Source organism: Mesorhizobium shangrilense, assembly GCF_040537815.1.
GTDB classification, from domain to species: domain Bacteria; phylum Pseudomonadota; class Alphaproteobacteria; order Rhizobiales; family Rhizobiaceae; genus Mesorhizobium; species Mesorhizobium shangrilense.
This window is the reverse complement of record NZ_JBEWSZ010000001.1, coordinates 867,431-880,047: the sequence shown is the minus strand read 5'-3', so window position 1 is coordinate 880,047 and position 12,617 is coordinate 867,431. Positions and strand designations below refer to the sequence as shown.

Below are 12,617 nucleotides of genomic sequence, written 5' to 3'. Positions count from 1 at the left end.
TAGGTCTGCCCCGACCATTCAAGAGGCACGATATGACTGTTGCGAAGAGACGCGTGTGGTGGGGCGACTACCGGACCACCGAATATGCCTCGATCGATCCCGAGGCGACCATCGCCGTGCTGCCGGTGGCGGCGATCGAACAGCACGGTCCGCACCTCCCCGTCTCGACCGACACATCGATCATGAACGGCATGCTCGACACGGTCATCGCCCGCTTGCCCGATGATCTCGACATCCGCATCCTGCCGGTGCAGGCGATCGGCAAGTCGAACGAGCACCTGCATGCGCCGGGCACCCTCACCTTGCCTGCAACGACATTGGTCGAGGCCTGGACGGAGCTTGGCCTGTCGATCGCGCGGGCCGGCGTGCGCAAGCTCATCGTCGTCAACTCGCATGGTGGCAATGAGGAGATCATGGGCATCATCACCCGCGAGTTGCGCGTGCGCGAAAGGATGCTGGCGGTGAAGACCAGCTGGCAGCGCTTCGGCCGGCCGGCCGGCATGTACACCGAACTCGAGGACCGCCACGGCATCCACGGCGGCGATGTCGAGACCTCGCTGATGCTGCATTTCCGGCCCGACCTCGTCGACATGGGCAAGGCCGACAATTTCGTCTCCAATGTCGCCAAGGCCGAAAAGGAATTCTCGCTGCTGCGCCACACCGGCACGCATGCCTTCGCCTGGATCGCAGGCGATCTCAACCCGAACGGCGTCGTCGGCGATGCCAGCATCGCCACGGCGGAAAAAGGCCGGCTGACCGCCGAGCATCAGGCCGATGGTTTCATCAGCCTGCTGAGGGATGTGCGCAAGGCAAAGCTCGCCGACTGGCTGAGCTAACCTTCGATCTTCAGTTCGAAAGGCGTGCCCTCGAAGGCATCGGCGCCACGGCCTATCGCCTGGATCGCCTCGACCATGCGGCCCTTGCGATCGAGCAGCGCGTCGGCGACCGCGATCAGGCGCGGATTGGGCGTCGCCGATGGCGATAATTGGCGCAGCGTCCTCGCCAGTTCCACCTCGTCGCGCTGCGGTGCCAGCGCGGCGGCGATAATGTAGGCCGAGGCTGTCGAACGGCTGATGCCCGCATAGCAATGTATGACCAGCGGTCGTGTGCGATCCCACTGGCGGCCAAAGTCGAGCATGTCGAGCACATGCTCTTCGCCCGGCATGGTCATGCCGTCCTGCGCCACCGCGATGTCATGCATGACAAGATGCAGGTGGTTTTCCCTGGCGATCGATGCCGGGCGCGTCACCTCCGTGCCGGCGGACAACAGCGAAAGCAACCGGGCGGCGCCGGTCCTTGCCACCGTCTCCTCGACCTTCGCCAGTGAACAGACATGGATCATCGTATCTTTTCCCTTGGCGGATCGTCGCGCCGTGACGCCCATTCGGCAAGAGCCGATTCGAGCCGCAGCCATTCCTCCTGACATCCCGGCAAACCAGCGCGCAGCACATGCGGACGGTCAGTGAAATGACGAAGCAGGATGCCGCGCTCACCGAGTGCTGAAAACAGCCCGGCGGCGTCCGTCAGGCGAAGATAGCGAAACAAGGTGGTGCCACCGGCGACGGAAACGCCGAAGCCGCCAAACAAGCCGTCCAGCCGTGCAGCGGCATCGGCCAGCGACGCTCGCATATCATCCTGCCAGCCGATGTCGGCGAGCGCCTTGATGCCATATTCCAGCGCCGGCCCGGCAACCGCCCAGGGGCCAAGCTGTGTCTCCAGCCGTTCGACCGTCAGGGCATCGGAGATCGCAAAACCCAGCCGCAGGCCGGCCAGGCCGAAGAACTTGCCGAAAGAGCGCAGCACTACGATGCCGCCCTGCCCAACATCTCCCGCTAGGCTCTCGGCGCGCGGGCCGACATCCATGAACGCCTCATCGACAACCAGCAACCCGCCCTTGGCGCGCAATACTGCGGCAAGCTCCAGCAGCTTCGCACGCGAGACGACGCGACCGTCCGGATTGTTGGGGTTGACGATCACGGCAAGGTCGGCCGCCGCAAGAACCTCGAAATCCTCGACCTCCGTCACCGCGTGACCTGCGATCGCTGCTGCCCGCGCATGCTCCGCATAGGTCGGCCCCAGCACCAACGCTCTGCCGGGCCTGACCAGGGAGGCAACGCGCGGCAACAGAATCTGCGTTCCCGGCCCCGCCGCGACATGCGCCGCGGAAGGCGCGCCATAGGCGCCCGCCGCGACTTCGGCCAGTTCACGCGCGCGCGTCTTTTCCGGCAGACGCCACAGGGCGGTGGCGGGCAGGTCGAAAAGCGGATAGGAGTGCGGATTGATCCCCGTCGAGAGATCAACGAAAGGCTGCGGTGCGTTGGGAAAGAGCGCCCTCGCCCGGCCAAGACTGCCGCCGTGATCCACTGTCGCAATCGCTCCATCAAGAAGCTTCATGTCCGTCCTGATCGCTTTCCTGTCCCTGGCCATCGAACTCGCACTGGGCTATCCGGACTGGCTCTTCCGCGCCATCGGCCATCCCGTGACGTGGTTTGGCAGGCTGATATCCTTTCTCGACCTCAGGCTCAACCGCGCCGCTGATTCCGACGTGCAGCGTCGCCGGCGAGGTGTTGTCGCGCTGCTGATCATTGTCCTGCTGCCTGCTGTGATCGCGCTTGGCATCGAAATCGCGCTCTGGCGGATGCTGCCCGCCGGATTGGTGATCACAGCGATCCTGGCAACCGCGCTGCTGTCGCAAAAGAGCCTGTACGAGCACGTCGAGGCCGTGGCCGACGCGCTCGAGACCGGCGGCCTGGCGATGGGCCGCATCGCCGTCTCGCAGATCGTTGGCCGCGACCCGGAAAGGCTCGACAAGGCCGGCGTCGGCCGCGCGGCGATCGAAAGCCTGGCCGAGAATTTTTCTGACGGCATCGTCGCACCCGCCTTCTGGATCGGCGTTGGCGGCCTGCCCGGCGGCGTCGCCTACAAGGCCGCCAACACCGCCGATTCGATGATCGGCCACCGCACACCGCGTCACGAGGCCTTCGGCTGGGCCGCCGCGCGTTTCGATGACCTGATCAACCTGCCGGCGTCGAGGCTGACAGCGCTGCTCATTGTGCTGGCGGCCTTCCTCGTCAGGGATGCGGACGCAGGCAACGCCTGGCGCGCCGTCTGGCGTGACGCCAGGAAGCATCGCTCGCCCAATGCCGGCTGGCCGGAAGCGGCCATGGCCGGAGCGCTCGGCCTCGCGCTTGCCGGCCCGCGCAGCTACGGCGGCGTCATGGTCGACGACGTGTTCATGGGCGAAGGCGGCCGCCGCGAAGTCGACAGCCTCGACATAAGGCGCGCCCTGAAACTCTATCGGGTCGCCGACTACCTGCTGATCGGGCTGTTCGGTCTGGTCGCGGTCGTCGTCATCGTCGCATGACGGGATCGGCGTTCAGAACTCGATCCCCTGCTGCGCTTTCACCCCAGCCGAAAAATGGTGCTTGGTCACGCCCATTTCGGTGACCAGATCGGCGGCCTCGACCAGCGCCGGCTTGGCATTGCGGCCGGTGACGACGACATGCAGCCCTTCGCGCCGCGCCTTCAGCGCGTTGACCACTTTTTCGAGATCGAGATAGTCGTAGCGCAAGGCGATATTCAACTCGTCGAGCACCAGCAGGCTGATCGACGGATCAGCCATCAGTTCGAGCACCTTGGCCCACGCAGCTTCAGCCGCCGCGATATCGCGCTTCAGGTCCTGCGTTTCCCAGGTAAACCCTTCGCCCATCGTGTGCCAGACGACGCGGTCGCCGAAGGCGGCGAAGGCGTCCTTCTCGCCGGTATGCCATTTGCCCTTGATGAACTGGACGACGCCGACGCGCTTCCCGTAGCCGAGCATCCGCAAGGCCAGACCGAAAGCGGCTGTGGTCTTGCCCTTGCCGGGTCCTGTGTTGACGATCAAAAGCCCCTTCTCGACCGTCTTGGCGGCCACCTCGGCGTCCTGCACCGCCTTGCGCTTGGCCATCTTGGCACGGTGGCGTTCCTCGTCCCTGTCGTCGACGATCTTGTGCTCGATATCGGTCATGTCACTTCACCTTCAGCGGCAGCCCCGCCACCATCAGCAACACTGTTTCGGCGACTGCCGCAACCTGCTGGTTGAGCCGGCCGGCGGCATCGCGAAAACGGCGAGCCAGCGCATTGTCAGGCACGATGCCCTGGCCGACCTCGTTGGAAACCACGAACCACGGCCCCCGCGGCCGCGACAGCACATCCGCCAATCGCCGGCATTCGGCCTCCACATCATGTTCGGCCAGCATATGGTTGGTCAGCCACAAGGTCAGGCAGTCTACCAGCAGCGGCCGGCCATCCGGCAGCGTCTCGATCGCACCGGCAAGGTCGAGCGGTGCGTCGATGGTCGCCCAGCCCTCGCCTCGGCGCGAGCGGTGCAAGGCGATACGCTCGCGCATCTCGTCGTCATAGGCTTGCGCGGTGGCAATGTAGGTCCACGGCGCCGGATGAGCGGTCGTCAGCACCTCGGCATGGCGGCTCTTGCCGGAGCGTGCGCCGCCGATGAGAAAGGTCAGCGTACCCTCATGTGCAACGGGATCAGCCATCAGTCAGATCAAGCGCCACGGAAGAAATCGGTTTTCATCCTATTGCCTCCAACCAGCAGGGTTGCAAGCCGGTTCTTGCTGCCCCTTGCCGGAATCGCCGCTGGCCAAGGAAAATCCTTCGCCTCGAAAGGCCGCCGGACCGGTGCGCCAATTGACAATTCTCATGGGTAGGTATTGGCTGAACGTTCAGCCAACTTAGGGAGCCAGCCATGCAACCCGACCCTAGCAAGCGCGCCACCTACAACGGACTGACCCGGGCTGAAGCGACGCTGCCGTCATCGGCCTATTGGGATATGTCGGCCTATCAGTGCGACCTCGACGCCATCTGGTATCGAAGCTGGCTGCTCGTCTGCCGCGAGACCGACCTCGCCGAGCCGCTGGCATTCAGGACGTTCAGGGTCGGCACGCAGGAAATCGTGGTGCTGCGCGACGAGACAGGCGTTCTCCGCGCGTTCCACAACACTTGCCGGCATCGCGGCTCGCAACTGTGCCAGGAAAGCGAGGGCCGGCTGAAGGCTCGGCTCCTCACCTGCCCCTATCATGCCTGGTCCTATTCGCTGCGCGGCGATCTTGTGCGCGTGCCGTCGAAATCGCTGCCCGAAGGTTTCGACAAGGCCGATCATCCGCTCTACCAGGTAGCGCTCTCGGTGTGGCGCGGCTTTGTTTTCATCAACCTGCGGGAAGACGCCGAAGGCTCAGCCGAAAACTCGTTCGATCCCGCATCCGGCAATCTCGGCAACTGGCCGCTGGAAACACTGGTGACCGGCCATGTGCTGCGCAAGGTGATGAACTGCAACTGGAAGATTTTTTGGGAAAACTTCAACGAGTGCCTGCACTGCCCGGGCGTCCACAAGGACCTGTCGCGACTGGTGCCGATCTACGGTCGTGGCCTGATGGGCCGGCATGACGACCCCGAATGGGCGCGCCATGCCGACAATGACGCGCCGGAATTTTCAGGCGGCCTGAGAAATGGAGCCGAAACATGGTCGAGCGACGGGCGCGCGCATGGGCCGGTCTTCGTCGGCCTGACGCCGGCCGAACGCTCCGCCGGTCAGACCTATGCCACCAACCTGCCGTCCATGTTCGTCGTCGGCCATGTCGACTATGTCCGCACCGTACGGCTTGCGCCGCTGGGTCCGGAGCAGACCGAACTGACCGCCGAATGGCTGTTTGCGCCGGAAGCCTTGAAGGCACCTCAAGCCGACATCGACAACATCGTCGCCTTCGGCAAGCAGGTGCTGGAGGAAGATGCGGCGATCTGCGAGGTCAATCAGAAAGGCCTGCACTCGATGCGCCACGAGGTCGGCGTTCTCATGCCCGAGGAGTATGAGCTGCACCGCTTCCACAACTGGATACGCGAGCGCCACGCAGCGGTTTCGCCCACGCCCTGAGGATCAGAGAGACTTCGGCAGGTACCGCCACGTCACGAAGCCGCAGATCGCGGCCAGGATGCCGAGCGTGGCGAAGACCGCCCCAAGGCCGAAAAACGCCAGCACCACGGAATAGACCAGCGGCGGCGTCAGCTCGGAAAAGTCGAGATAGGTGCGATAGACAGCCGCCATCTGCGCTCGCTCGTAGGAGCGCACCGAGCGCATGAAGGCGGTCGAGCCCAGCGCGTCGAGCGCGATGGTGAAGAAGGCGCCGCAAAGCAGGAAGGCGCCGGTCAGAAGCGGCACGGTCTCGCCAACGGCGCCAGCCGCCAGAAGCGTTGCCGACATGGCGAAATATGCAAATGTCATGGTGCGGCGGCCACCGAAGCGTTTTCCGGCCTTGCCCCAGAAGATCGCCATGAACAGAAGCGCATTGCCGGCGGAAACCAGCAGGCCGCCGGCCATGTCGCCTTGCCCGGTGATCACCATGAACAGCGGCCCATAGACGAAGAAGGTCGTCCAGAAGCATGAGCGGCCGAAGGCGATGAGCCAGGCCAGCCGCAGCCTCGGCTGGGCGATGAAGCGGCCGATATTGGCGAGCGGATTGGCTGGCCGCGTCTTGCCCGGGCGGATCAATTGGTTGTCGCTGAGCCGGTAGAACCAGAACAGCGCCAGCAGGATCATGGCGAAGACGGCGACCGCGCCATGCGCCGCATAGATGCCGAAACGCGTGTAGAGGAAGATGCCAAGCGTCGGACCTCCGGTCCACGCCACCATCGACCACGCCATGCGCAGCGATTCGGCCTGCATGAAATCGGTCTTGCGGATGTGATCCATGATGTAGAGGTTGAGCGTGATGCCCAGCGCGCTGGCGCCCATGACGCGGCACAGCATACCTGTCAATTGCCCGGCAAGCGTGTGCGTGACGAAGAACAGCGAGCCGATGGCGAGCAGGCAGGCGCCGGCGGTGTAGACCCAGCGCCGGGCAAAACGCCGGATCAGCATCGGCATGAACAGTGTCACCGACAGGCCGAGCATCGCCACGATGGTGTAGAGAATCGAGACGATCTGCTCATTGTGCAGGATCTCATAGGCCTGGATCGGGATGACGCTCGACACGATGGCGCGGGCGAAGGATTCGACCGCATAGAGCGAGGCAAAAGTGCGCGCATCCGCGGCCTTGAGGGCCGGAAGCCAGATCGGATGACGCACATGGGTGGACATCGCTTCCCCTGAAGCAGAATCGCAGACCCAAATCTGCAGGGAGCCTTCCCGGGCGAGTAACAGGAAACCGACGCATTCCCCGCAAAAGCGAAGCCGGCCAAAGGCTTTCCGGTGCTGGCCTAAAGCAGATCCTGATGCGATGCCGATCCAATACTCCATGGGGCAACAAGAGGCAGAATGTGCCCGTCGCCGCTAATCCACATTGAAGTCGCGCGTGGCCAGCTTCTTTTGTCCGGGGCAACCGTGATAGTCGTCTTGCAGGGGCCGATTCAGATCGCGAGACCATGAGCATCCATACGCCGACCGCACCCGTTCAGGATCAACCAAGGCGCATCGTCAGCATCGACGTGCTCCGTGGCATCGCGCTGCTTGCCATGGCGAGCTACCATTTCACCTGGGATCTCGAGTTCTTCGGCTATACCGATCCCGGCCTGACCGCCTTTGGCTGGTGGAAGATCTATGCGCGTTGCATCGCTTCGACCTTCCTGTTCCTGGTCGGCGTCAGCCTGTTCCTGGCCCATGGCAAGAAAATCCGCTGGAACGGCTTCTGGAAGCGCTTCGCCATGGTTGCCGTGGCGGCACTCGCCATATCGATCGTCACCCGGATCGCCACGCCGGACGGCTTCATCTTCTTCGGCATCCTGCATGAGATCGCACTGGCAAGCCTGCTCGGGCTGCTGTTCCTGCGGTTGCCGGCGTTGCTGATGCTTATCATCGCGGCGCTCGTCATTGCTGCGCCCTTTTACCTGCGTTCCGAGATTTTCGACCATCCTGCCCTATGGTGGGTCGGCCTGTCGGCGAACAATCCGCGCTCCAACGACTACGTTCCGCTGTTTCCATGGTTCGGTGCCGTGCTTGTGGGCATTGGCGTGACCAAGCTTGCCGCTGCCTCCGGCATCCTGACGCGCCTGGCCAGTGTCACGCCTGGACGCTGGGCAAACCCGCTGGTCTTCATCGGCCGCCACAGCCTGGCCTTCTACCTGATCCACCAACCCCTGCTTATCTCCTGCGTCTGGCTGTTTGCGCAGATTATGCCGGCGCCGGTCGAAACCAAGCAGGTCAATTTCCTGAAAGCCTGCCAGGTCTCTTGCGAGCAGCAGCGCGACAAGGCGTTCTGTACAGCCTATTGTGGGTGCATGCTCGATGCGCTGGAGAGCGAGACCACGCTCGACCGGCTCTACAGCAACGACCAGACCGCCGAATGGAAAGCGCATCTGGGCGACCTCGCCGACACCTGCACCGCCAAGGCCGAGGACAAGATGATGGAGGGAGGGGCGCAATGACCGACAACCAGCCAAAGCCGGGAATCATACCGTGGCCGCCGCTGATCTATATCGCGGCCATCGCCGTCAGCGTCGTGCTCGGGCTTCTCTATCCGTTGCCCTGGATCGGCGACCTGTTGGGCGACATCCTGTTCGCGGCCGGCTGGGTGGCGCTGCTCGGCGTCGCCGCGCTCTGGTTCACGGCGATCCGCACCATGATGCGGGCCAAGACCACGCTCAATCCCAATGCCGTGCCCGACCATCTGGTAACGAGCGGCCCGTTCGGCATTACCCGCAATCCAATGTACCTGGCCAACACGCTGCTGCTGATCGGCGTGGCCTTTGTCTCGGGAATAGCCTGGTTCCTGCCGCTGGCTTTCATCGCCGCCTTCGTTACGCAAAAAGTCGCGATCGAAGGCGAGGAGAAAATCCTTGCGGCCAAGTTCGGCAAGAAATACCGGGACTACGCAAAAAGAGTGCGGCGCTGGATTTAAGCCGCCGAAACGCTGGCAGCCGGGCAGTCGCTTCAAGCCAATGACAGTTTCCGACGTGTTGTCGATGTCGGCGCCCGGAAGCGATTGTGTTGAGAAGACCCTTACGTATTCACGCCAAGCTCCACGAGCCGCTCAACGCATGATTCCTCGGCCTGGTCGAGCTCAGCTAGCGTCTCTTCGAGGTCGCGCCGTTTCTGCCTGAGATCCTCGCGCTTCTCCTCGATGCGCTTGATCATCAGCTTGAGTTGGCCGACCTCGCCAGGCGGCTCCTTGTACATCTGGATGATTTCGCGGATCTCGTTGATCGAGAAGCCGAGCCTCTTTCCGCGCATGATCTGGCGGATGAGATGCCGGTCCGACGGACGGAACAGGCGGGTACGGCCGCGCCGCACCGGCTGCACCAGCCCCTCATCCTCGTAAAAGCGCAGCGTCCGCGTCGAAACGTCGAATTCGCGGGTCAGTTCGGTGATCGAATAATATTCCCGCATTGCCACTCCACATGCCGGGACCGGACACCCCTGCCGATTATCGGCCCCTTCCGTCCCACGCCGACCCATCTGGAATCGGCATGTTGCCCCAACACGCCGAGCCTCGCACGGCATTTACGTAAAAGTCAATTGAGGGCATGTGCCGGGTTCAAGCGACGCGACAGTGTATGTCGCTGGGGAAAGAGCACCCATTCGCGGATGGGACAAAATTGCCGTAGCGTGAGGTGAACAGAAACAACAGGATCGGCCTATACCCTCAAATCGGTCCAGAACAACCGGGAACCCTTGAACATCCAGTCGGAGAGAACAGACCAGGCAATTGAACAGCGCGTTCGCGTTCTCGTCGCCGAACGCAACCCGCTGGTGTTGTCGGCCCTGCGTGAAATGCTGGAATGCGACGGGCGTTTCGAGTTTTTCGGCTCGGTGCGCAGCGGCAAGCATTTCCTGGAACTCGCAACGGCGTCGCAATTCGATGTCGCCGTCATCGGCTGGAAACTCGTCGACATGGACGGCGCCGACCTCCTGGCGGAGATACAGAACCGCAAGCTCAACGTGCGCGTTACTGTCTTTTCGAACGAACACGATATCGGAATCCTGAAGCAATGCGTGCGCCTCGGGGCCCATGGCTACTGTTTCCAGTTCGACGAGCCCCAGATCATCTTCGAGACGATCCTCGCGGTCGCGCACGGCCGCATCTGCATCCCTTACATCGACATCAACAAGGTCAACGACACGCCGCTGTCGCGGCTCACGGTGCGGGAGCGGGAACTTCTGGCGGTGCTTGCCGACGGCTGGACCAACCTGCAGATCGCGACACGCACCGGTATCTCCGAGAATACCGTGAAGTATCATCTCAAGAATCTCTACGACAAGCTTGCCGTCCGCAATCGGGCAATGGCGGTCGCACTCTATTCGAGTGAGAAGCGTCGCGGCTCCTAGGTAGCCTTTCGGGTAGGCCTGGCCTACCCACACGCGGTGATATCTTACCCGCAAAGGTGTTGTTGCGAGCCGTCATCGAAACGAGACTTCCTCCACGATTGCTTCACGCATCAGAGGAGTTCGCACCATGGCTGGGTTCACCCATCTTTTCATTCCGGGGCCTACCAACATCCCCGAACAGGTCCGGCAAGCCATGAACCTTCCGATGGAGGACATGCGCGCGGGATCGTTCCCTGATTTCACATTGCCGCTGTTCGAGGATATCAAGCGCGTCTTCAAGAACGAAACCGGCCGCGTCTTCATCTACCCATCGTCCGGCACGGGCGCCTGGGAGGCGGCAATGACCAACGTGCTCAGCCCGGGCGATCGCGTGCTGATGTCGCGCTTTGGCCAGTTCTCGCATCTTTGGGTCGACATGGCCGAGCGCCTGGGCTTCGATGTCGAGGTGATCGACTGCGAGTGGGGAACCGGTGTCCCGCTCGACCTCTATGCGGAGCGGCTCAAGGCCGACAAGGCACACCGCATCAAGGCGATCTTCTGCACCCAGAACGAGACCGCGACCGGCGTCACCAGCGACGTCGCCGGCTGTCGTGCCGCGCTCGATGCGTCGAACCACCCTGCCCTGCTCTTCGTCGACGGCGTGTCGTCGATAGGGTCGATCGATTTCCGGCAGGAAGAATGGGGCGTCGACTGCGCCGTCAGCGGCTCGCAGAAAGGCTTCATGCTTCCGGCCGGTCTCGGCTTCCTGTCGGTCAGCAAGAAGGCGCTGGCCGCTTCGAGGACCGCGACCCACCGGCGCTGCTTCTTCTCGTTCGAGGACATGATCCGCGCCAACGACGCCGGCTATTTCCCCTACACGCCGGCGACGCAACTCCTGCGCGGCCTGCGCGCCTCGCTCGACCTGATTGCCGAAGAAGGGCTCGACGCCATCTTCGCCCGTCACCATCGCTTGGGCGAAGGCGTGCGCAAGGCCGTCGACGCCTGGGGCCTGAAGCTGTGCGCCAAGGCTCCGGAATGGCACTCCGACACGGTCAGCGCCATCCTTGTGCCGGAAGGCATCGACAGCGGCGATGTCGTCAAGCGTGCCTACCAGAAATACCAGACGTCGCTTGGCGGCGGTCTCAACAAGGTGTTCGGCAAGGTTTTCCGCATCGGCCACCTCGGCTGGCTGAACGAAGTGATGGTCTGCGCCTCGCTGTCGGCGGCGGAAATGGCGCTGCTCGACTGCGGCGTCCGGCTCGCGCCGGGGGCGGGCGTGGGTGCGGCGATGAAGCACTTCCGGGACTCGGGCGAAATGCTCGTCGCCAAGGCAGCGTGAGGACCGAACCATGAGCCACACCATCAACCATCTCAGGAAACTCCGCCTGCAACGCAGCGAACTGGCCGTTCCCGGTTCGAGCCCGGAAATGATCGACAAGGCGGCCAACAGCGCCGCCGACTTTGTCTTTCTCGATATCGAGGACGCGGTCGCCCCGCCCGACAAGGAGCGTGCACGCAAGAACATCATCCAGGCTCTCAATGACATCGACTGGCGCGCCAAGGGCAAGACCGTCTCGGTGCGCATCAATGGCCTCGACACGCATTACATGTACCGCGACGTCGTCGACGTGATGGAACAGGCCGGCGACCGGCTGGACACCATCCTGGTGCCGAAGGTCGGCGTTCCCGCCGATCTCTATATGGTCGAGGCCATGATCAACCAGATCGAGATGGCCAAGGGATATCAAACCCGCGTCGGTCTCGAAGCGCTGATCGAGACGGCGCTGGGCATGGCCAATGTCGAGGCGATCGCGGCTTTCCCCGGACGACTGGAGGCAATGCATTTCGGGGTCGCCGACTATGCCGCCAGTTGCAAGGCGCGCACCGTCAACATTGGCGGCCTCAACCCCGACTATCCTGGTGACCAGTGGCATTTTGCCTTGTCACGGATGACGGTCGCCTGCCGGGCCTATGGCCTGAGGGCCATCGATGGACCGTTCGGCGATTTCTCCGACCCGGAGGGCTATATCGCGGGCGCAAGGCGCGCGGCGGCACTCGGGATTGAAGGCAAATGGGCGATACACCCGTCGCAGATCGAGCTTGCCAACACCGTGTTCTCACCCCCGGAAAAAGAGGTCACCCGGGCCAGGCGCATCCTGGAGGTGCTCAAGGAGGCCGAGGCGCAGGGCAAGGGAGCGGCGGCGCTGGACGGCAAGATGATCGACGCGGCGTCGGAGCGCATGGCGCGCAACGTGCTGGTGGTCAACGAGGCAATCGAACGCGCAGGTCATGCGCGCGCCGCCGCGCATTGACGATACAGGGAGGA

14 protein-coding genes are annotated in these 12,617 nt (G+C 63.3%); 8 read left to right on the top strand and 6 right to left on the bottom strand.

All coding sequences use genetic code 11. The features are described from left to right. The first annotated feature begins 32 nt into the window (after positions 1-32). A complete protein-coding gene (locus ABVQ20_RS04580; RefSeq protein WP_354458323.1) occupies positions 33-836 on the top strand; it encodes a creatininase family protein in 804 nt (267 codons plus the stop codon). Here ABVQ20_RS04580 and ABVQ20_RS04575 read toward each other — a convergent pair. Both ABVQ20_RS04575 and cobD read right to left on the bottom strand, forming a co-directional pair. Further along, a complete protein-coding gene (locus ABVQ20_RS04575) occupies positions 833-1,342 on the bottom strand; it encodes a tyrosine phosphatase family protein (protein ID WP_354458322.1) in 510 nt (169 codons plus the stop codon). The two genes, ABVQ20_RS04580 and ABVQ20_RS04575, sit on opposite strands and share 4 nt — an antisense overlap. Beyond that, positions 1,339-2,394, bottom strand: coding sequence for a threonine-phosphate decarboxylase CobD (gene cobD / locus ABVQ20_RS04570; RefSeq protein ID WP_354458320.1), 1,056 nt, complete (start codon positions 2,392-2,394; stop codon positions 1,339-1,341). Before cobD ends, ABVQ20_RS04575 begins: the two co-directional genes overlap by 4 nt. Between cobD and cbiB the strand changes: the two genes are divergently transcribed. After that, entirely contained in the window at positions 2,393-3,364 is a 972-nt protein-coding gene (cbiB, locus tag ABVQ20_RS04565; RefSeq protein ID WP_354458319.1) for an adenosylcobinamide-phosphate synthase CbiB, read from the top strand. The genes cobD and cbiB overlap by 2 nt on opposite strands. Positions 3,365-3,376: 12 nt before the next feature. On the opposite strand, the gene cobO is transcribed toward cbiB, so the two are convergent. Then, entirely contained in the window at positions 3,377-4,006 is a 630-nt protein-coding gene (gene cobO / locus ABVQ20_RS04560) for a cob(I)yrinic acid a,c-diamide adenosyltransferase (protein WP_354458317.1), read from the bottom strand. 1 nt (position 4,007) lies between these two features. After that, a complete protein-coding gene (gene cobU, locus ABVQ20_RS04555; protein ID WP_354458316.1) occupies positions 4,008-4,535 on the bottom strand; it encodes a bifunctional adenosylcobinamide kinase/adenosylcobinamide-phosphate guanylyltransferase in 528 nt (175 codons plus the stop codon). Between the two features lie 209 nt (positions 4,536-4,744). Here cobU and ABVQ20_RS04550 point away from each other — a divergent pair, with 209 nt between their 5' ends. Continuing rightward, complete coding sequence (locus tag ABVQ20_RS04550) at positions 4,745-5,926, top strand: aromatic ring-hydroxylating oxygenase subunit alpha (protein WP_354458314.1); 1,182 nt, start codon at positions 4,745-4,747, stop codon at positions 5,924-5,926. Between the two features lie 3 nt (positions 5,927-5,929). Here the strand turns inward: ABVQ20_RS04550 and ABVQ20_RS04545 are convergent, their stop codons facing one another. After that, positions 5,930-7,129 carry an MFS transporter gene (locus tag ABVQ20_RS04545; RefSeq protein WP_354458313.1) on the bottom strand — a complete coding sequence of 400 codons (1,200 nt, stop codon included), beginning with the start codon at positions 7,127-7,129 and terminating at the stop codon, positions 5,930-5,932. A 284-nt stretch (positions 7,130-7,413) separates the two neighbouring features. Here ABVQ20_RS04545 and ABVQ20_RS04540 point away from each other — a divergent pair, with 284 nt between their 5' ends. Further along, positions 7,414-8,412, top strand: coding sequence for an acetyltransferase domain-containing protein (locus ABVQ20_RS04540; protein WP_354458312.1), 999 nt, complete (start codon positions 7,414-7,416; stop codon positions 8,410-8,412). After that, positions 8,409-8,885, top strand: coding sequence for a methyltransferase family protein (locus ABVQ20_RS04535; protein ID WP_354458311.1), 477 nt, complete (start codon positions 8,409-8,411; stop codon positions 8,883-8,885). Before ABVQ20_RS04540 ends, ABVQ20_RS04535 begins: the two co-directional genes overlap by 4 nt. 101 nt (positions 8,886-8,986) lie before the next feature. On the opposite strand, the gene ABVQ20_RS04530 is transcribed toward ABVQ20_RS04535, so the two are convergent. After that, positions 8,987-9,373, bottom strand: a complete 387-nt coding sequence (locus tag ABVQ20_RS04530; RefSeq protein ID WP_006203215.1) for a MerR family transcriptional regulator — start codon at positions 9,371-9,373, stop codon at positions 8,987-8,989. 285 nt (positions 9,374-9,658) lie between these two features. Here ABVQ20_RS04530 and ABVQ20_RS04525 point away from each other — a divergent pair, with 285 nt between their 5' ends. The 3 genes from ABVQ20_RS04525 (at position 9,659) to ABVQ20_RS04515 (ending at position 12,603) form a co-directional block, all read left to right on the top strand. After that, positions 9,659-10,312: a LuxR C-terminal-related transcriptional regulator gene (locus ABVQ20_RS04525; RefSeq protein ID WP_354458309.1), complete on the top strand. Its 654-nt coding sequence runs from the start codon at positions 9,659-9,661 to the stop codon at positions 10,310-10,312. Between the two features lie 127 nt (positions 10,313-10,439). Continuing rightward, entirely contained in the window at positions 10,440-11,630 is a 1,191-nt protein-coding gene (locus ABVQ20_RS04520) for an aminotransferase class V-fold PLP-dependent enzyme (protein ID WP_354458308.1), read from the top strand. 10 nt (positions 11,631-11,640) lie between these two features. After that, positions 11,641-12,603, top strand: a complete 963-nt coding sequence (locus ABVQ20_RS04515; RefSeq protein ID WP_354458306.1) for an HpcH/HpaI aldolase/citrate lyase family protein — start codon at positions 11,641-11,643, stop codon at positions 12,601-12,603. Positions 12,604-12,617: the final 14 nt, after the last annotated feature.